Source organism: Paenarthrobacter sp. RAF54_2 (assembly GCF_052113945.1).
Classification (GTDB): Bacteria; Actinomycetota; Actinomycetes; order Actinomycetales; family Micrococcaceae; genus Arthrobacter.
The window spans coordinates 22,928-41,791 of record NZ_JBFRDV010000034.1 but is presented as its reverse complement, the minus strand read 5'-3'; the positions used below and the strand labels follow the sequence as shown (position 1 = coordinate 41,791).

Sequence of the window (18,864 nt, the reverse complement as noted above, 5' to 3'; positions counted from 1 at the left end):
GGCCGGGGTCAGGACCTCGGACTCGTCGATGTAGTCCACGCCGAGGGACTGCAGGACCTGGGCTTCGACGAAGTGGCCGATGCGGGCCTTGGCCATGACCGGGATGGACACGGCGGCGATGATCTGATCGATCATGTCCGGATCTGACATGCGGGACACGCCACCCTGGGCGCGGATATCGGCGGGTACGCGCTCGAGTGCCATGACGGCGACGGCACCGGCGTCCTCGGCGATGCGGGCCTGCTCGACGTTAACGACGTCCATGATGACGCCGCCCTTGAGCATCTCCGCCATGCCCCGCTTAACGCGGCTGCTGCCCGTGACGCTGTTCGCGGACGAACCGGCTTCGTTGCTTACATCTGGTGTAGACACAAAAACCCCTATGGGTAGATAAACGACCTTTTCGCCGGTGGCTCGCGCAGCCACACGACCGCAGTCAGCGCACACCGGGTTTTCAGGTCAAGGTGACCAAGTACTAGTAATACTAGTCGCACGTTGCCCGGTGGCTGTACATTCATTACCGCATTCGGGGGCCAAGAAGAGGGCGACTATAGGACACCTGCACAACTGCCGCTGCTGGGCTCTGGTCACATGCCAGTTTCCTAGGCTTCGGCCATCGCTTGCTTGCGGACAGTCGCCATTCTTTGCACGATAGTGACCACACTGGCGAGGGCGAGAAGGATCAGGGTGGCGAAGAGCACCACTGCTGGAAGTCCCAGCCCTGTGAGCCCGGTGATGAGAAGCACCGAAGCTAAACGCTCTGCACGCTCGGCAATGCCAACGCTGGCTTGATAGCCCAGTGACTCGGCCTTTGCCCGCGCATAGGAAACCACCATGCCCAGTACCAGGCAAACGACGGCGGCAGTACCAATAGCCGGGTCTTCACCTTTGGTGAAGAACCAGATGGTCAGCCCCGCAAAGATGGCGCCGTCCGCCAAACGGTCCAAGGTGGAATCGAGGAAGTTTCCCCAGCCGCCGCTTCGGCCTTGCAAACGGGCCATAATGCCATCCACGACGTCCGAGAACGCGAAGAACGCGACCACCACTGAACCCCACCACAGATATCCCAGCGGGTATAGAACCAGTCCACCCAGAATGACTCCTGCTGTACCAGCCACGGTCACTGCGTCTGGAGACACGCCAATCTTGAGGAGCCAACGTGCCAAGGGTGTGAAAAGGGAAGTAAAGAAACCACGCGCATGCCTATTGAGCATTCGACTCCCCCGGCCAGGCTTCGGCCACCAGTTTGCGGACCTCGTCGAGTGTCTGCGTAATGGCCTTGGTCTGGGCGATGATCGGGAAGAAGTTTCCGTCCCCACCCCAGCGGGGTACAACGTGCTGGTGCAGGTGCGCGGCGATCCCTGCTCCACCGGTAACACCCTGGTTCATGCCCAGGTTGAAGCCACTGGGGTTGGAGACCTTCCTAAGCACTCGCATGGCTGTCTGCGTGAGTTCGGAGAATTCCGCCGTCTCTTCCACCGTGATGTCCGTGTAGTCCGGAACATGGCGGTAGGGGCAGATCAGCAAGTGGCCTGGATTGTAAGGGAAAAGGTTGAGCACCACATAGCAGGTCCTGCCACGGTAGACGATGAGTGATTCCTCATCGCTACGCGTGGGCCCAACACAGAACGGGCAGTCGTCCTTGTTCTTGAACTGATCCTGTCCGCCCTTGATGTAGGCCATGCGGTGGGGAGTCCACAGGCGCTGAAAAGCGTCCGGAACACCTGCCAGGCCGAAGTCATCGGTTACTTCGGCGTCGCCCGGAAGGTCAGCTGCCGCGCCTGTGTTCTCCTGCACCGTCTATTGTCCGTTCCGTCAGCTTTCGCGGTTCTTGACAGCGTCCACGATTCTGCGGACCGCCTCTGCCACGGGCACGCCGTTATCCTGGCTGCCATCACGGAAGCGGAACGAGACAGCACCTGCCTCGGCGTCCTCACCGCCCGCGATCAGGACGAATGGGACCTTGTCCTTGCTGGCCGTGCGGATCTTCTTCGGGAAACGGTCTGAAGAAATGTCCACCTCTGCGCGGATTCCCGCGGCTTTCAGCTGGCCGACGACGTCGAACATGTAGTCATTGAATGCCTCGGCCACAGGGATGCCCACTACTTGGACGGGAGATAGCCATGCGGGGAAGGCACCGGCGTAGTGCTCGGTGAGAACGCCCATGAACCGCTCCACCGAGCCGAAGAGGGCGCGGTGAATCATGACGGGACGCTGGCGCGTTCCATCCGCTGCCTGGTACTCCAGCTCGAAGCGTTCAGGCAGGTTGAAGTCCAACTGAATCGTGGACATCTGCCAGGTCCTGCCGAGGGCATCCTTTGCCTGGACGGAGATCTTCGGCCCATAGAATGCTGCTCCACCCGGGTCCGGTACCAGATCCAGCCCGGAGGCCTCCGCAACCTCGGCGAGTGTGCGGGTGGCTTCCTCCCAGGCGGCGTCGTCACCTACGAACTTTTCCTCGTTCTTCGTGGAGAGCTCGAGGTAGAAATCATCCAGGCCGTAATCCTTGAGGAGGCCAAGGACGAAGTTCAGTGTTGTGGTGAGTTCGTCCTTCATCTGCTCGCGGGTGCAGTAGATGTGGGCGTCGTCCTGTGTCATGCCACGGACACGGGTCAGTCCGTGCACAACACCGGATTTCTCGTACCGGTACACCGAGCCGAATTCGAACAGGCGCAACGGCAGTTCGCGGTACGACCGGCCGCGTGAGCGGAAGATCAGGTTGTGCATGGGGCAGTTCATCGGCTTCAGGTAATAGTCCTGCGCAGGCTTTCGCACCGTGCCGTCTTCATTGAGCTCGGCATCCACCTGCATCGGCGGGAACATGCCGTCCTTGTACCAGTCAAGGTGGCCGGAGACCTCGTAAAGGTGTCCCTTGGTGATGTGCGGTGTGTAAACAAACTCATAGCCGGCGTCCACGTGGCGCTGACGGGAGTAGTCCTCCATGGCCTTGCGGATGATGCCGCCCTTGGGGTGGAACACAGGAAGGCCCGATCCAAGTTCGTCCGGGAACGAGAACAGATCCAGCTCCACACCCAGCTTCCGGTGGTCGCGGCGTTCTGCCTCAGCGATGCGTTCCTGGTAAGCCTTGAGGGCTTCCTTGGTGGGCCATGCGGTGCCGTAGATTCGCTGAAGCTGCTGGTTGTTCTGGTTGCCCAGCCAGTATGCGGAGGATGAGCGCGTCAGCGCGAACGCGTTGGAGATGATCTTGGTGTTGGGCAGGTGCGGTCCCCGGCAGAGGTCGCACCAGACGCTTTCGCCGCTCTTGCGGTCCACATTGTCGTAAATAGTGATGTCGCCGGCACCGACTTCAACGTTCACGCCTTCTCCGGCGTCGGCGGCGACGTTCTTCTTGCCCAGCAACTCAAGCTTGTAGGGTTCGCCGGCCATGGCTTCGCGGGCTTCTTCTTCGGTGACCACGCGGCGAACGAACTTCTGGTTCTGGTTGATGATCTTCTGCATCATCTTTTCCAGCTGGCGCAGGTCTTCCGGGGTGAACGGCTCAGCGACGTCGAAGTCGAAGTAGAAGCCGTCAGTAATGTAAGGGCCGATGCCAAGCTTGGCATCAGGCCGCAGCTGCTGCACGGCCTGGGCCATGACGTGCGCCGTGGAGTGACGGAGAACGTTGAGTCCGTCAGGAGATTCAATGGTGACACCTTCGACGTCTGCGCCCTCGGTGAGGACCTGGTCAAGGTCCGTCAGCACACCATTGACACGGGCAACAACGACGTCGCGGCGCTCGAAGAAGAGTTCCGCGCCGGTAGTCCCTTCCGTCACCTTGGTCTCTTCGCCATCGACGATGAGGGTGATCTGTTGGGCATCTGACACGGGTGTCTCCTATTCATAGTGAAGGCTTCATAGCTTGTGGCGTACGGGGACCACAGCCAGCCACCGTCAATCGTATCTGTTTCGACGAAGGCGGCCAAAGCAGCGCGCCGACACCTGATTTACCTGCCTGTTCAGCTTCCGAGGCCCGTGATGGCCAGGTTCCTGGAGATGCCCTCAAGGGGTCCGGAATGAGTGAATTCAGGCGGAAGCCCGACGCCGGGTGGCAGCACTTCGGCAAACGGCAAGGTTTCGGGGCGGCTAAGGTCCCAGGCTTTGCTGGCACTGAGGCTGATTCCCTTGGGACCTGTTCTTCGCGTAGTTCCGCGGATCAGCAGAAGCCGGGTACCGAACAGGAGCGGACCCGATTCTTCCTGTGCTTCATGGAAGAAGACGGTGTCCACGCAGCCTGTACCGTCGTCGATGCTGATGAACACCACGCGGCGCCCGCCGCGCATGGGAGGTGTCTGCGTTGCAATCCGGACACCGGCAACCAGTACTTCGGTCCCGTTGCGAAGGCCCAGGAGCTTATCCGCCGTGGTGACGCCAAGCTTGTCCAGTAATGGCCTATGGCTTTGCATAAGATGCTCGCTCACATCCACTGCCATGAGATCAAGCTCGGCCCTGACATTTTCCACCATGGAAGGCTCGGGAAGTTCAGGAGCCAGGTTCCTCAACTCAATATCACCCAGGGCAAATGACAGTTGACCCTCAATGACATCCGCAGCTTTCTTCGAGGGACTGGCCTGGAGGGCCTGCAAGTGCTGCACCAGATCGGCACGGTTTGCAGTTCCGCCGGCATCCCGGTGCAGGGCATCGAAGGCTCCGAGTTGGGCGAGCCTCTTGATATTCGGTTTGCTCACCCTGGCCCTTGCCCGGAGATCCGCGAGGGAATCATAGGGTTGACCAGCTACTATCCGCTTCAGCTCCACTCCCGACAGTCCATATATTCCGTTCAGGCTCAAGCGAATGCCGAGCTTGCCGGAATCCTTGCCTTCCTGGATTCTTTCCACTCTGTATTCAGCCTGGCTGCGATTAATATCCAAGGGCAGGATGGGAATACCCAAGCGGCGGGCCTCAGCAACCAGCAGCCGTTTGGGGTACATCCCTGGATCGTGTTCCCACAGCCCTGCAAGGAACGCTTCAGGGTGGTGTGCCTTCAGCCACGCCGATTGATAGGTGGGAACAGCAAAGGCAGCTCCATGGGCTTTGCAGAAACCAAAGCTGCCGAAGGCTTTGAGGGTTCCCCACACTTTGTCCACGACGTCCGGGGAGTATCTCTTGATCGCTTCCCGACGGAAATACCTCTCTACTTCAGGTTCGTGGAGCTCGTCACCCAAGGCCCTTCGAAACTCGTCCGCCCGGTCCAAACCACACCCCGTCATGACATGGAAGGTCTTCAGGATCTGCTCATGGAAAACCGTGACGCCATGGGTTTCCTGCAAAACGGGTTTCAGGTCCGGGTGCGGGTAGACCTCGGGTGCGAAACCATGCCGGTGTTCAAGGAAGGGGCGGACCATGTCCGACTTCATGGGTCCAGGCCGGAACAAGGAAATATCGATAATGAGGTCATTGAATTCGCGCGGCGCCATCTTCCCAATAAGCTCACGCTGGCCAGGGGATTCAATCTGGAAGCAGCCCAAGGTGTGGGTACTGCGGATCAACTCATAGGTGGGCTCGTCGTCGAAAGGCACCGCATTGAGATCAATCCTGCCGTCCTGGGCAATATAGTCCGGACCAGCGCCTCCCGCCTCCACCGGATGGTGGCCAGCAGCCACTACCTCCGCTTTGGACGGATGAAGGCGGATAACCTCCCGCACCGCAAACGCCATGGCACTTTGCATCCGCACACCCAGGACATCCAGTTTGAGCATGCCCATGGGATCCATGTCGTGTTTGTCGAACTGGCTCATGGGCAGGCCCAAACCGCTGGGCTGTACCGGGGTTCTGTCCAGGAGTGTGGCATCCCCCAGGATCACCCCGCATGGATGCATGGAAATGTGCCGGGGAAGGCGGTCCAACCTTTCAGTGAGATCCACCAGCAGGTCCAACTGCTGGTTTTCCTCCATGCCCCCAGGCCCTTCACGGCCAGCCTCCACCCGCCCGGCAAATTCGCGGAGTTCAGGCTTTTCAACCAATGCCTCCCTGAATTTACGTGCGGAGAAGCGCCACAACTGCTTGGCAATTTCGCCGATTTCACCATCGTCCATACCAAGAGCCATGCCGGCGTCGCGGACAGCACCACGGGCCCGGTACCCGTTTTGCATGCTCATCAGGGTCACCCGTTCGGCTCCGAAGCGCTCGAAGATCTTCCGGTAGACGTTGTGCCGTTCGGCGCTTTCGACGTCGATGTCAATATCGGGAAGGGTGGATCGGCGACCCGAGAGGAACCGTTCAAAAATGAGGTCATGACGGATGGGATCCACTTGGCTGATGTCGATCAGATAGTTGACCAAGCTGGAGGCCCCGGAACCTCTGGCAGCTACCCGGACGCCCATCTCGATGATCATCCGGGATACTTCCGCAACAGTGAGGAAGTAGGAGGCAAAGCCGAGTTTGTCGATGATCCCCAGCTCATGCTGCAACCGCGAGCGCATCTGCATTTCCGCATCGCCGTTGATGCCGGGGAAGCGCCGGGTGATTCCTGCCTCGCATCGTTGGGTGAGTTCCACCATGGGGTCACGGTCGATGCCGATGATGGAAGCTTCGGGAACAACGGGCTTTTTCCATCCCATGTCCAGGACGGGATCGATGCGGCATTTGTCGGCGAGCGCTTCTGTGTTGGAGAGCAGCTTGTTCAGTCCTGCTGCTCCTTGCCCTGCGGCGCCCATGATTTCCTTGCCGAGTTGGAGCATTTGTTGGGCGTTTTTCAACCAGCCTTGCCCTGTTGGTTGCAGCTGCCCTGTTGGTTGCAGCTGCCCTGTTGGTTGGAGCAGGCCGGTTGGTTGCAGCTGTGGGGCCGATGAGAGTTCGGGGAGGGATTTTAGTGTGCGTGCTGAGTCCAGGACGTCTGCGGTGGGGGCGCCGTCCTGGGCGCAGTAGCGGACGGCGTTGCTGAGAATGGCGGGGATGTTGTATTCGAGGGCGAGTTTGAGCATGCGTACTGCGTGGGATGTACTGAGGGGTTCTCCTGGGGCGCTGAGGTGGGATACGGTTTCGGCGACCATTGTTCCGGGCGGCATGGCGTCGATCCATTGTTTGAAAAGTGTGCGGGGGCGAAGATATTTCCGCCCTCCCATGGCGCGGCCCACATCGGAGTCCGGTCCTATGAGGACGGTTAGCACGGGTTTGAGGGTTTTGGGGTCCAGTGTGCGTGATGCGAGTTCTGCCCGTGTCACAGCGACAGGCACTACTCCCCCGGCCTTCCCGGAGGTGCGGGCATGGGCGTCTGAGACGAGTCGGCAGAGGGCGCGGTAGCCGGCGCCGTTGTTGTTGCCGTGGGCGAGTACGACGACGCGGCCCGCTACTTGGGTGCGGTGGTCGCCGTCGTCGTCGAAAATGGCGAGGTCCACGCCGATGATGGGGTCGATACCGGCGTCCATGCATGCTTTGAGGTGTTTGATGGTGCCGTACAGGCCGTCCCGGTCAGTACAGGCGAGCGCTGTTGCGCCGTCTGCTGCGGCTGACTGGGCAAGTTCGTCTGGCCAGGAGACGCCGTAGTGGGCGCTGAAGGCTGTGGAGACGTGCAGGTGTGTGAAGCTCAAGGTTCAGGCGGCTTCGTCTGGTTCGACTGCTTGGGCCGGTGCGGCGTCGTGGATGCGTAGAAGCCGCCAGCGGCCGCTGGCGAGGTGGCGGACGAGGTCAAGGGTGATGGTTTTGCTGGTTTGCCCTTCGTCCTGCGGGCGCTGGAGTTGGACCCGCCAGATCTCGTGATCCACCAAGCCTGCGCCGCTTCCCAGTGGGGCCCGGCTTTCTTCTACCCACCATTGGCGTCGTTCGTACCATCTGAGGGGTTCGTTGGTGACGAGGTAGTGGGTTCCTTTCCACTGGATTTCCTGCGGTTGGCCTGTATCCGTGCAGATGACGTCCACGGACTCGCTGAAAAGCCCCATATCCACACTCCTTGCCTGATGAAAATCGTTCGAAGGTATGTTCGAATATCTCCAGTTTACGTCGCCCATCCGGCAAAACCTACTGGGAAGTTTTGCTCCTTCCGGGCGCTTTGGACTTTCGCTTGGCAGCAAGGTCCAGCAGCTTGTCGCGGAGGGGTTGCGCACCTTCTGCGAGCGCCACGCGCATCATCAGGGATGAGCCGATGCGGTATTGCTGGGTCCGAAGAACGCGTTGATGGTTGTACGCCTTGAGGGCTTGGTACAGGGGCAGGGTGTTGACCAGCTTGCCCAAGGTGACGGCGTCTATCAGTGACTCGCAAGCGCCTCGTCCGAGGTTGGGTGCCATGGCGTGGGCCGCGTCGCCGATGAGGACCACATTGCCCCGGGAATAACGCCATAGTGGCGGGGTGGTCCAAATGCGTTGCGCCAATGATGTTTCGGGCGTCGCTGCTTGCAGGACATGCTGGATGCCTTGGGAGTGCCCGGCGTAGCGGCGGCGCGCAACTGCCAGGGCTTCGCCGACGTCAATTTCCTCGGGCCCCATCCGGGAGCGGAAGGACGCATACCAGTTGGTTCCGCCGCTTGAGGGGCCTATGCCAAAGAGGTCCCCGCGCCCCCAGTACTCACCTATGGTTTCGCTGCCTGGCTCTTGGGCAATGACGCCTCGAACGGCGAGGCAGGGTGTCAGCTTGGCCGAACGTGCTTGGCCCCACACGGAACGCCTCACCAGGCTGTGCACCCCATCCGCCGCCACTGTCAGGTGGGCGTCGCCTGGAACCGCGTCCAGCTTTTCGATGCGTCGTTGGACTGTTGGGGGTACGGCTGAGTCCAGGAGTCGCAGGAGCGTGTGGCGGGCGACGCCCACAAGATTCTGCCCTTCCACACTTAACCACGGCACCCCTGTGGCACTCCGGAGCGCGCCGCCCCTGATGACGGGACTGTTTTCCCGGACGGCGCCAAGGATCCCCAACGAGGCCAGGGCCTCCTGGGCTTCGGGCCACATGGCCAGGGTTGTTCCTACTGCCGGGAGGCCGGCCCGATGTTCGTACACGGTGACGTGGAACTGGCTGGGATCCAGAGTTCCTGCCAGGGCGAGGCCTGCTATGCCACCACCGACGATATCCACTTTTTTCATGCTGCCAATGTACTACTACATTTGTAGTAATAACGAGGTTAAAGACTAGACTTTCTCCATGCCGGACAGACGAACCGATCTTGCCGACGCCGCCCTCGCCGTGGTCGCCGCCAAAGGTCTCAAGGGACTGACCCATCGGGCCGTTGACGCCGAAGCTGGCGTGGCCGTCGGAACGACCTCCAATTACTTCCGCAACCGTGCCGCTTTGGTAGCTGCCGCCGTCGACCGCGTTGAAGAACGGGATTCGCTCCTGCTGCAGCAGCAGGGTGGGTCCGAATTCCCGACGTCGGTAGCCGCCTTGGCGGAACAACTCGCGGGAGCGCTGCTCGGGCTCGCAAAAAACCACGCTGAACTGACCCGGGCACGGTTCGCCTTTGCCCTGGACCAGCCCGACGTAGTGGCCGCCGGGCACCAGAGGATGCTTTCAGCTCTTGAACAGATGCTCGACTCACTGGGAATTCCTGGCCCAAGGGCCCGCGCAGAAGCCGTATCGGACTACGGCGACGGGTTGGCCCTGCACCTCCTGACGGCACGCAGCGGCCAGGCGATGGACCAAACCACAGTCGCGGCCAATGTGCGGCGACTCTTGGAGGGATGAAGCAAAGGGGTGGACGCGGGCGGGTCCACAGAGCAGGATTGTGGCATGAGTACCAATGACGCACTCCTGAAGCAGGTCAGTATCTCCGCCGCCGATGACAACCTCGTTGCGAGATTCGAAATCGAAGGCAACATACCGGGCTCCGGCGCTTATGTCGTGGGCCTTGTTGCTGCCAGCGAGGACTATTCCTCCCAACGCAGGCTGGGCATTGAGTTCATGAATGGAGAAGCGATCTCGTTCTACTCCTTCAACCACTCACTCAGTGCCGAGGAAAACTATGACATCAAGGGCGTGGAACACTCCGGCAACGTGATCACGGGGAACTTTCCGATGTCCGCCATCCATGGACTCAGTAAGGGCCACGTCATGACGGCCTTCAGCGAGGCGGACGGCCGCGATTTCCAGGCCGGCGTACCGGTCACGGAAGCGCTCTAGCTAGAAAAGGCCCTCCACCGGTTCAATGAGTTCCGGTGAGTTGTTGCGGACATTTCCGACCGCTTGCCCCACAGCGTCGAGCGTCCAGTCAGCAGCGGCATCGTGCGCCCTTGAGCGGACCATGTCCACCAAACCGGCCGCATCGTCCTGGCGTGGATCCAGCCAGGCCTCCATCGTTTCCCTGCTCATGGGCAAGGGAACCCGGTCATGCAGAACAGTCAGCTCGTCAAAGACGGAGGCACTTCGGCGCGTGCGGGCCGATTCGGACGTCGGAGTATCGGCAGTGATGATGGACATGGACAACAGCCACCGGTCGGGGTCGTCGTTGGACATCGACTGGTCCCGCCACCACTCATACAGGCCGGCGAAGACCAGCCCCTCACCATTCGCGGGATGCACGTAGTAGGGCTGCTTGGACTTTCCCTCACCCTTCTTCCACTCGTAATACCCATCAGCGGGAACAGCGCAGCGCCTGGCCGCAGCAGCCTTTCGGAACGACGGCTTCTCCAGGAGAGTCTCACTGCGCGCATTGATCAGGCGCGCGCCACCTTTGGGATCTTTCGCCCATGAGGGCACCAACCCCCAACGCGCAACATGCAACTGCCGCTTCAATCCATCGTCCACGAGCCTTTCCAGCACAATCGGAACAGCATCCGTTGGAGCCACATTCCACGATTTTTCCAGGGCGATCTCGTTTTCAAGTTCGGCATCAAAGTCAGCCAGCAGATCCCCCACGGCACGGGCCATTACATAACGTCCACACATGGGAACAGTCTGCCGTGTCGCTCAAGGACGCACCAGCCCGGAATGTGACGTAACCCCGATTCCCGGCCTCACGGGAATTATTGGGCTGCGGGTTACGGTTGATACCAACGAATCACCCGTGGAAACGACCAATACTGAGGAGAGCTCTGTGGACTTCACTCCCGACTCCGGCACCATCACCATGTTCTCGACCACCTGGTGCGGCTACTGCAACCGCCTGAAGAAGCAGCTCGACGCCAAGGGCATCGGCTACACCGAGATCAACATCGAAGAAGTAGATGGCACGGCCGAGCTCGTCGAGCAGCTCAACGGAGGCAACCGCACCGTCCCCACCGTCCTGTTCCCGGACGGAACCGCAGCAACCAACCCTTCTGCTTCCGAGGTAGAAAACCGCCTCGCAGCCTAAGCATTCACTTCCGCTGTCCGGCCGCCGCCTCGAAAATCGGGGCGGCAGCCGGTTCCAGACGAATAATCACAGACTTCGACGCCGGCGTATTGCTGCCTTCCGCTGTTGAATCCAAGGGCACCAACACGTTCGCTTCCGGATAGTAGGCCGTGGCGCAGCCCCTGGCACTGGGGTACGCCACCAAACGCAACTGGCGCAGCACACGGTCAACGCCGTCGTCGGCTTCGCTGTGCACATCCACGTAGGCGCCATCCTGGAAACCCAACCCCGCCAGATCCTCAGGGTTCACCAACAAGACCATGCGGCCCTTCTTGATGCCACGGTAACGATCATTCATGGAATACGTCGTCGTATTGAACTGGTCATGGGACCGCACAGTCTGAAGGAGCAATCTCCCCGGCGGCACTTCAATGGTGTCCAGGTCATTGACAGAAAACATGGCCTTTCCCGTTGCTGTGGGGAACGTCCGCGAATCCCTGGGGCCATGCGGAAGCACGAAACCGTCGCGCTCGCGGATGCGGGCATTGAAATTATCAAATCCAGGCACCACATGGGAGATATGGTCACGGATGGTGTCATAGTTGCGCCTCAGACCGGCCCAATCCACCGGAACCTTGTGGTCAAGAACCGCCTCGGCCAGCCGGCTGACGATCGCCACTTCGGAGAGTACGTCCGGAGCGATGGGTTCCAGCGTCCCGGCGGAGCGGTGCACTGCGCACACAGTGTCCTCTACCGTGACAAACTGCTCAATCCCATCCTGCTTGTCGATTTCGGTACGGCCAAGGGTCGGAAGGATCAGGGCCTGCTCCCCCACCACTACGTGGGAGCGGTTCAGCTTGGTGGAAATCTGAACAGAGAGCCGGGTCTTTCGCACAGCCTGCTCAGCAACCGTGGTGTCCGAGATCGCGTGGACCAGGTTCCCGCCCAGCGCGACGAGTACCTTGATCCTTCCATCCCGCATTCCACGGATGCTGTCCACGGAATCGACACCAGCCTTCCGTGGCGGGTCAAAGCCAAACTCATCCCGCACGGCGTCAAGGAACCGCGGCGGCATCTTCTCCCAAATACCCATGGTCCGGTCACCCTGGACATTGCTGTGTCCACGGATCGGCGAAGGGCCAGCACCCCGTTTGCCAACGTTGCCGCGGAGCAGCAGGAGATTAATGATCTCCTTGATGGTGGGCACTGCCTTCTTATGCTGGGTCAGTCCCATGGCCCAGGTGATGATGACCCTGTCCGCGTGGATGTACCTGTCAGCAAGTTCATCGATTTCTGCGCTGGTCAGGCCGGTGGCGGCAAGAACGTCCCGCTCCTGCAAAGTTGCGAGGTGGGCGGCGAAACCAACAAACCCCTGGCAATGCTCATCGATGAACGGGCGGTCCAACACCGAACCCGGCGCTGCTGATTCGGCATCCAGGACGCGCTTGGAAACAGCCTGCAGCAGCGCCATATCCCCGGCAAGCCTGATCTGCAGGAACTGGTCAGCCAAGTCAGTTCCCTTACCAACCAGGCCCCGAACACGTTGCGGGTTCCGGAAATTGATCAGGCCAGCCTCAGGCAACGGATTAACAGCGACGATGGACGCACCCGCGAGTTTCGCTTCCTCCAGCGCCGTCAGCATCCGTGGATGGCAGGTTCCGGGGTTCTGACCCATGATGATGATCAGGTCCGACTTCGCGAAGTCCGTATACGTGATGGCCGATTTGCCCACGCCGATGGTCTCGCCCATGGCCACACCCGTGGACTCATGGCACATGTTGGAACAATCCGGAAGGTTGTTGGTCCCGAAAGCCCTGACGAAAAGCTGGTACAGGAACGCTGCTTCATTGCTGGTGCGTCCACTGGTGTAAAACGTGGCCTGATTTGGATCATCAAGGGCGTTCAACTCGTTTGCTATGACGTCGAAGGCCCGCTCCCAGCTGATGGGTGCGTAATGCTCCGCCCCTGCCGCCTTATACACAGGCTCCACCAGCCGGCCCTGTTGCCCCAGCCAGTACTCGGATCGGGATTCCAGGGAACTCAGCGGATTCGCGGCCCAAAACTCCGTTGGGATCCTCAGCGGCTCTGCTTCCCAGCCGATTGCCTTGGCTCCGTTTTCACAGAATTCTGCAGCCTTGCGTTCCGGTGGATCGGGCCAAGCACAGCTCATGCAGTCGAAACCGTCTTTTTGGTTGACCGCCGTGAGGGTTTTCCAGGCGCGGGAAGGGCCCATATGGGCCATCGCATGGGGCAGGGTTTCGCTGAGGCTGGGCAAACCAGCGGCCGACCTCTTGGGCTCGCTGACGCTCAAGTCGACGTCGGTATCCTGAACTGGGTGCTTCTTCCGGCCCATCATTCCACCAGGTTTCGTGTGGTTAGGTTCCTGATTCCCTCAGCGTAAACCCGGCCCCCAGCGTGCTCAACTAGGCCAACAGACTCCGGAAGTCGCCGTCCACCACATCTGCATAGCCGCGGTACGCGTCAACCACCGCGTCCTCCACTGTTTTGACGTCCAAGTGCGGAAGCAGGTCATTTGCAGCACCGGCGGTAGCAGGATCCCAGTCCAAGCCCAGTGCTGCGTAGCTCGCCGTCAGGACGTCACGGATGGGGCCGGAGTTCTCCACCACAATCACAGAGCTGAACAACCAGCCTCCGGACACCACCCGTTGGGCCGTGCCAATGAGCTTGATGCGATGGGCGGGAAACTCCGCGTCCTCCCCGTGCACGCTGAACTCCCCGGGGCAGTACTCCCCCGGGATCTCCCCGACGGCGGCATGGACACCGACGCTGCGAAGCGCACCTGCCAGCAACTCACCGAACTCCGCGAAGCGGGCTTTTGCACGGACGATCGCGTCAGGGTGCGGCTCAATATGATCAATCACCAAGGTGCCCTGGTGATACGCCGCCGCACGTCCGCCGGCCTTCCGCACGAGAGGTTCGAAGCCGAGCTCCCGGCAGGCATCCTCAGCTGCGCTGAAGCCGGGCAGGTTCGCATCGCGCTGGCCAAAGGCAACGGTGGGCTGCGGGCGGTACAAGCGCAGGGAGGGACCCAATTGCCCGCTGCGGGCTCGTTTCAGCAACTCCAACGCAAAATCAAGATCCTCAGCAGCACCGAGGGTTTCCTCTTGGCGGTAGACCGTGAGCTTGGAGCGGTCGCCGACGCCGCCGTCGGACTCGTTCCTTGCTTCGCTCATCAGCTTTTCCTCAGCGTCAGGATTTGCTCGGCCCTGCCGAACGGTCCGTTGATGTCATGGAGCACGCTGGACGTCAGGCCGATGCCATCGGCTCCGAAGGAGACTTTGTTGTCCAGCCCGAGCCACTCGCCCTGAGGCGCACGGTACATGTGGATCTGCAGATCCACGTTGGGGAAGATGTAGCTGTTCTCGCCCGGCGGGACCCGTGCGGCGATGCCGTTGGCTGTATCGACCAATCCCATCAGTCGGGCAAGATCGCTGCTGTCTTCCTTGTCCGTCAAAGGATGCATGGTCCGGATCCACACCCTGCCCGAACCCGGCCTGTGGCCTTCGCCGATACGCATTTCCAGGGAACGGATGTAACCCCCGGGCCAGACGCTGGCAGCATCCCACAACTTGCATTCGTCCGGGGCGGGCATGGCCTCGTCTTCGAACGCCGCTACCGCGCTCGTATCGCTGGTGATCATGCGCCACGCCGCGGCACGAATCGCCACCCGCCCCCCGGCGGAAAGCTCAGCCTGGATAAGTTCAATGGTTCGTCCTGGCCTCAACGTTGAGGTGGTCACTTGAAACTCGCCGCCGGGGATCAACCCCAGGATCTCGTAGCTGATACGCGCCATACGGACGTCGTCACGGGGCTCATGCCTCAGGAGGGCGTCAGCCATGATGCCCGAGGCGGGGGCCATGTGTTGTTCGTGCGGATTCCAGGCACCTTGGGCATGAATCGTGGAGCGGTAGCGGCCCTCACCCAACGATTCGTAGTAGAAGTTACCCTCCGCCAGTTCCGGTAATGAAGTAGTCAACCCGAGCCTTTCGCAGATCCAGCAGTAGAACTCAGACCACTGTATCCGCTGATTTGGCAGCCGCCCGACGCCGCCGGGCAACGACCACCCACATGATCACGACGACCACAGCCGTCACTAACAGCCCGGCACCAACCGGCGACGCCGCAGCTACCGCAAGCCACGCCTCAAGTGCAGCGAGTCCGATAGTTGCATACAGCAACGCCCAGATGATGGAGCCCAGGACGGCAGCGGGGAGATATCGGCGCAACGGCATCCTCGCTGCCCCGGCGGCCAGGTTAACGGCGGTCTGCAGGCCGATGGTCAGGAAGGACAGCACGACGGCGTACGGTCCCCAACGCTGAATGAGGGCTTGGGCCTGGGCTGCTTTGGGCCGTTGGAGCGACGCCCCGAAGCGGGTGTGTGCGAAGCCGGCAACCGCTCCACGACCCAGCCAGTACGTGATGTTGACGCGGATCATGACAATCGCAAACAGCGCCGCAAGCGCGACGCCAAAGGGCAAGCTCATGATCTGGTCCACGTGACTTAGGCTACCCTAAGCGCTGCTGTGTCGTGGACGGGGTCAGCACAAGCGCACCTAGGATGAATCCATGGATCTTCGCGATGCCGCCCAACAGTTGTACGCCGTGCTGCCACGTGAATTCACCGCGCAGCGGACAGCCTTGGCGCGACAAGCGAAGGAGTCAGGCGACAAGGACCTCGCGAAGGAGATCGGCAGCCTGCCCAAGCCCGCGGCAGGCGCCTGGGCCATCAACATGCTTGCCGTCCACCAGCCCGAGGTGATTGACGGCGTCGTGCGTTTTGGCGCTTCCCTCCGTGCAGCACAAGAGGAGGGAGAAGCTGAAGCCTTCCGTGAACTTGGCCAGCAGCGCCAAGGCCAACTGACCTCGGCCGTGCACGCAGCAAAGGACTTGGCGAGCGGGCTGGGAGCGCCATTGAGCGCGGCCGGGGCTGCCGACGTCGAGCAGACGCTGCGGGCAGCAATGGCCGACGCCGGCGCCGCAGCCGCGGTGACCACCGGCCGGCTGGTCCGGGCACTAAGCGGAAGCGGATTCGAGTCCGTGGACCTGACGGATGCCGTGGCTGCGGCAACTCCTGATGAAATGTCCGGGGCGGGCGAACCGCCAAAAGTGAAGCTGTCTGCCGAACCCAGACCGGCACGCCCCAGCAAGAAGAAGCAAGAGCCGCAGCCGAAAGAGAAAGCACCTGCGGAAACCCCAACATCCCTGGCCGAACGCCGGGCCCAAAAGCGCCAGGCCGCGTTGGAGGAAGCCCGCGAGGAATTTGAGGCAGCCGATCAGGAAGCCAGAGAGGCTGAAGACGCCGCATCCACAGCGTGGAATGTTGTCAAGGAAGTTGCGGGCAGGCGCTCGGATGTCGAGGCCGAGATCACCGAGGTCAAGAAGCGTTTGGCGTCCCTCGAAGCTGAACTGATCGGTATCACGCGGGACGCGGAAGCTGCTGAGTCGCAGAAGAAGCTGGCAGTCCGCGCCGCGACCCAAGCACGACGCACCGCGGACCAGGCCCGACGGCGCGTCGAACGGCTGGCGTAGTCAGTCCTTCTTTTTAACAGGCGACTTTTGAAGGTTATGGGTTGCAGGACCTTCCAGATACTTGCCGTCGGGTGCGTACCTGGAGCCGTGCAAAGGGCAATCCCAGGATTTCTCGGCGTCGTTCCAGCTCAGCAAGCCTCCCAAGTGGGCGCAGCTCGCCGACACCATACAGACGTTGCCATCAACGGTAGATACAGCTGCTGGCTCGCCCTTGTAAAGCCCGACGACGCCGCTCCCCTCCGGCGGTCGCGTCTGGTCCGTGATCTCGGGGTTCCTCCTGACCTTGGCCTTGTCATCGACCATGCGTTTGGCGACGCTGGCATTGAGGCGAACAGATTCCAATGCGCCCTGGGGCGACGTAACGCGGTGGTGTATGACCTTGGCCCAATCAGACTGGCCGCCCAGAATGTCCGCAGTAATGGACAGCGCGGCAGCGACTCCGTTGCTCATGCCCCACTTGTTGTAGCCAGTGCCGAAGAAGATCCGGCCGTGGCCCCGGGGCATTTTGCCGAAGAAGGGAACGAGGTTGGTTGGCCGGTAGTCCTGGGCAGACCACGTATGGGTGACCTCCGCGCCCGGATAATGCTGGTTGGCCCAGGCGAGAAGGTCATCCAGATGGGCCTTGGGTGAGGCCGCCCGGCCTCCCGTATGTCCATAGCCGCCTACCAGCAGCAACTCAGCCTCCGGCGTCGGGTGAGTGCGTTGGGAACGTGTGGGTGGATCAATGCTCAGGTACATTCCGCTCGGTGGCGGGGTTTCACCTGGAAGCCGAAGTGCTGCCGCATAAGAGCGGTTGGGTTCGAGCTTGGCGAAATAGAGTCCGCGGTCCAGGATCGGCGTGCCGGTGGCAATGACGACTGTGTCCGCGGTGAAGGCGCCTTTTCGGGTGGATACTTCCACCGGAAGGTCAGAACCCACATTCTGCACCTGGACACCTTCGACGATTATTCCGCCGTGCTCCCGGATATCCCTTGCAAGCGTTTCCAGGACTTCCATGGGGTGGATCTGCGCTTGGTCATCAAGTTCCAGTGCCTCAACCACGGGGAACGGCAGGCCTGGGTCACGGCTGAAATGTACGTCCAAGCCGGCATCCCGTGAAACTGCGGCCTCCTTGCGAAGCCGCTGACCGCCGTCGTCGCTGGTTGCGAAGGTGACTGCCGTCCGGCGCTGAAACGGGACGCCCTGCTCTTCCATGTACCGCATCAGCCATGCCTGTCCAGTGCGATTCGCTTCCACGTAGGCTTGCACCACTTTCAGGGAGTACTGGCCACGCAGGGCCGAGAGTGCCCCTCCCTGCAGGAGGCTTAGCTTGCCAGTGGTGTTGCCGGTGGTCACAGCGCCGAGGGTTCGCGCTTCCAAAACTGCCACACGCTGTCCCGATCGGGACAACAGCAGGGCCGTCACCATTCCTGTGAGCCCGGCGCCCGCCACTATGGTGTCGAAGTGCTTTTCATCGGGGATTGCATCGGACGTGAAGCTGGATTCCCTGTCCAACCACAGCGATTTCATCGAACAACCTGCCTCTCAATTCACGGAATTGGTGCCTGGCATGCGTTGATGAAACGGTAAGCCGGTGGCTGCGGCTAATCAAGGGGTCGAGCTGTCCGTGGCGAGCTGCGCGGCCCGGCGGAGCCATGGATCCGGGTCCCGGGACCATCGCTCCACAACACGTGCGGCGCGCTCCTTCGCCTGTCCTTCAAGCCTGGCGAGCAGGGGTTTGACCACGTCCACAGCCAGAGGATCTGCCAGTTCTTCCGTGCCGGCCTGCCTGATGAAGCCCTCAATACGGGTCAGGTCCGTGTTGACCAGAATCCCCACCTTGGTTTGCAGCAGCACAACCGCAGCGAGCCTGCGTTCAAAGACCGGCTCATCCCACAATTCCGAACACAGGGCCGTGATGTCGTCATGGCCCAGATTCCTGTGCCGCTTCAGGGCGTCCCGCACAGTTCCTCTCACCGCACCAACCGATGCCCCGTAGACCTTCATTCCACCCAGGCGTTCGCGGGCTTCCATGGCCTTCTCCCAGGACGATTCACGCTGCAGCGTCAAGTCCACAAATTCACCGGCTTCACTCACCTGTCCATTCTGTCAGTGCCTCCCCTTAGCGTGAGGGCAATAGCAA

Annotated in this window: 17 protein-coding genes and 1 pseudogene; 4 read left to right on the top strand and 14 right to left on the bottom strand. The window is 61.1% G+C overall.

The window, feature by feature from the left end:
* The 7 genes and pseudogenes from AB4Y87_RS23805 to AB4Y87_RS23775 all read right to left on the bottom strand — a co-directional run.
* Positions 1-372, bottom strand: a pseudogene (locus AB4Y87_RS23805) (pyridoxal 5'-phosphate synthase lyase subunit PdxS); the annotation flags it as partial.
* A gap of 230 nt (positions 373-602) precedes the next feature.
* Positions 603-1,214 (bottom strand): phosphatidylinositol phosphate synthase, encoded by a 612-nt coding sequence (gene pgsA, locus AB4Y87_RS23800; protein ID WP_309929787.1) that lies wholly within the window; start codon positions 1,212-1,214, stop codon positions 603-605.
* On the bottom strand, positions 1,204-1,797 hold the full coding sequence (locus tag AB4Y87_RS23795; RefSeq protein WP_224090593.1) for an HIT family protein: 594 nt from the start codon (positions 1,795-1,797) through the stop codon (positions 1,204-1,206). The genes pgsA and AB4Y87_RS23795 overlap by 11 nt, the downstream gene beginning before the upstream one ends.
* Positions 1,798-1,815: 18 nt before the next feature.
* Positions 1,816-3,825 carry a threonine--tRNA ligase gene (gene thrS, locus AB4Y87_RS23790; protein ID WP_442006702.1) on the bottom strand — a complete coding sequence of 670 codons (2,010 nt, stop codon included), beginning with the start codon at positions 3,823-3,825 and terminating at the stop codon, positions 1,816-1,818.
* A 131-nt stretch (positions 3,826-3,956) separates the two neighbouring features.
* On the bottom strand, positions 3,957-7,526 hold the full coding sequence (locus tag AB4Y87_RS23785; protein WP_442006701.1) for a DNA polymerase III subunit alpha: 3,570 nt from the start codon (positions 7,524-7,526) through the stop codon (positions 3,957-3,959).
* 3 nt (positions 7,527-7,529) lie between these two features.
* Positions 7,530-7,874 (bottom strand): DUF6504 family protein, encoded by a 345-nt coding sequence (locus AB4Y87_RS23780; protein ID WP_442006700.1) that lies wholly within the window; start codon positions 7,872-7,874, stop codon positions 7,530-7,532.
* 79 nt (positions 7,875-7,953) lie between these two features.
* Positions 7,954-9,009, bottom strand: a complete 1,056-nt coding sequence (locus AB4Y87_RS23775) for an FAD-dependent monooxygenase (RefSeq protein WP_442006699.1) — start codon at positions 9,007-9,009, stop codon at positions 7,954-7,956.
* Positions 9,010-9,067: 58 nt separating this feature from the next.
* On the opposite strand from AB4Y87_RS23775, the gene AB4Y87_RS23770 reads away from it, so the two are divergent.
* Both AB4Y87_RS23770 and AB4Y87_RS23765 read left to right on the top strand, forming a co-directional pair.
* Positions 9,068-9,607, top strand: a complete 540-nt coding sequence (locus tag AB4Y87_RS23770) for a TetR/AcrR family transcriptional regulator (protein WP_442006698.1) — start codon at positions 9,068-9,070, stop codon at positions 9,605-9,607.
* Positions 9,608-9,652: 45 nt separating this feature from the next.
* Positions 9,653-10,042 carry a hypothetical protein gene (locus tag AB4Y87_RS23765; RefSeq protein WP_442006697.1) on the top strand — a complete coding sequence of 130 codons (390 nt, stop codon included), beginning with the start codon at positions 9,653-9,655 and terminating at the stop codon, positions 10,040-10,042.
* On the opposite strand, the gene AB4Y87_RS23760 is transcribed toward AB4Y87_RS23765, so the two are convergent.
* On the bottom strand, positions 10,043-10,789 hold the full coding sequence (locus tag AB4Y87_RS23760) for an SOS response-associated peptidase (RefSeq protein WP_442006705.1): 747 nt from the start codon (positions 10,787-10,789) through the stop codon (positions 10,043-10,045). It abuts the gene before it with no gap.
* A gap of 166 nt (positions 10,790-10,955) precedes the next feature.
* On the opposite strand from AB4Y87_RS23760, the gene AB4Y87_RS23755 reads away from it, so the two are divergent.
* Positions 10,956-11,213, top strand: coding sequence for a mycoredoxin (locus tag AB4Y87_RS23755; RefSeq protein ID WP_017197512.1), 258 nt, complete (start codon positions 10,956-10,958; stop codon positions 11,211-11,213).
* A gap of 4 nt (positions 11,214-11,217) precedes the next feature.
* On the opposite strand, the gene AB4Y87_RS23750 is transcribed toward AB4Y87_RS23755, so the two are convergent.
* The 4 genes from AB4Y87_RS23750 to AB4Y87_RS23735 form a co-directional block, all read right to left on the bottom strand.
* Positions 11,218-13,545, bottom strand: a complete 2,328-nt coding sequence (locus tag AB4Y87_RS23750) for an FdhF/YdeP family oxidoreductase (RefSeq protein WP_442006704.1) — start codon at positions 13,543-13,545, stop codon at positions 11,218-11,220.
* A 70-nt stretch (positions 13,546-13,615) separates the two neighbouring features.
* Positions 13,616-14,386 (bottom strand): lipoate--protein ligase family protein, encoded by a 771-nt coding sequence (locus AB4Y87_RS23745; RefSeq protein ID WP_442006696.1) that lies wholly within the window; start codon positions 14,384-14,386, stop codon positions 13,616-13,618.
* Positions 14,386-15,189, bottom strand: coding sequence for a thioesterase family protein (locus AB4Y87_RS23740; RefSeq protein WP_442006695.1), 804 nt, complete (start codon positions 15,187-15,189; stop codon positions 14,386-14,388). Before AB4Y87_RS23740 ends, AB4Y87_RS23745 begins: the two co-directional genes overlap by 1 nt.
* Before the next feature lie 31 nt (positions 15,190-15,220).
* Positions 15,221-15,709, bottom strand: coding sequence for a DedA family protein (locus AB4Y87_RS23735; RefSeq protein ID WP_442006694.1), 489 nt, complete (start codon positions 15,707-15,709; stop codon positions 15,221-15,223).
* 70 nt (positions 15,710-15,779) lie between these two features.
* Here AB4Y87_RS23735 and AB4Y87_RS23730 point away from each other — a divergent pair, with 70 nt between their 5' ends.
* Entirely contained in the window at positions 15,780-16,742 is a 963-nt protein-coding gene (locus AB4Y87_RS23730; protein WP_442006693.1) for a hypothetical protein, read from the top strand.
* Here the strand turns inward: AB4Y87_RS23730 and AB4Y87_RS23725 are convergent, their stop codons facing one another.
* Positions 16,743-18,251 (bottom strand): FAD-dependent oxidoreductase, encoded by a 1,509-nt coding sequence (locus AB4Y87_RS23725; protein WP_442006692.1) that lies wholly within the window; start codon positions 18,249-18,251, stop codon positions 16,743-16,745.
* Positions 18,252-18,329: 78 nt separating this feature from the next.
* Positions 18,330-18,818: a DNA alkylation repair protein gene (locus AB4Y87_RS23720; RefSeq protein WP_442006691.1), complete on the bottom strand. Its 489-nt coding sequence runs from the start codon at positions 18,816-18,818 to the stop codon at positions 18,330-18,332.
* Between the last annotated feature and the right edge of the window lie 46 nt (positions 18,819-18,864).

Coding starts and splice junctions, on each gene's coding strand:
- AB4Y87_RS23780 (WP_442006700.1), bottom strand. CDS start 7,874: ATGGGGCTTTTCAGCGAGTCCGTGGACGTCATCTGCACGGATACAGGC.
- AB4Y87_RS23745 (WP_442006696.1), bottom strand. CDS start 14,386: ATGAGCGAAGCAAGGAACGAGTCCGACGGCGGCGTCGGCGACCGCTCC.
- AB4Y87_RS23760 (WP_442006705.1), bottom strand. CDS start 10,789: ATGGCCCGTGCCGTGGGGGATCTGCTGGCTGACTTTGATGCCGAACTT.
- AB4Y87_RS23765 (WP_442006697.1), top strand. CDS start 9,653: ATGAGTACCAATGACGCACTCCTGAAGCAGGTCAGTATCTCCGCCGCC.
- AB4Y87_RS23770 (WP_442006698.1), top strand. CDS start 9,068: ATGCCGGACAGACGAACCGATCTTGCCGACGCCGCCCTCGCCGTGGTC.
- AB4Y87_RS23725 (WP_442006692.1), bottom strand. CDS start 18,251: ATGAAATCGCTGTGGTTGGACAGGGAATCCAGCTTCACGTCCGATGCA.
- AB4Y87_RS23775 (WP_442006699.1), bottom strand. CDS start 9,009: ATGAAAAAAGTGGATATCGTCGGTGGTGGCATAGCAGGCCTCGCCCTG.
- AB4Y87_RS23750 (WP_442006704.1), bottom strand. CDS start 13,545: ATGGGCCGGAAGAAGCACCCAGTTCAGGATACCGACGTCGACTTGAGC.
- AB4Y87_RS23730 (WP_442006693.1), top strand. CDS start 15,780: ATGGATCTTCGCGATGCCGCCCAACAGTTGTACGCCGTGCTGCCACGT.
- pgsA (WP_309929787.1), bottom strand. CDS start 1,214: ATGCTCAATAGGCATGCGCGTGGTTTCTTTACTTCCCTTTTCACACCC.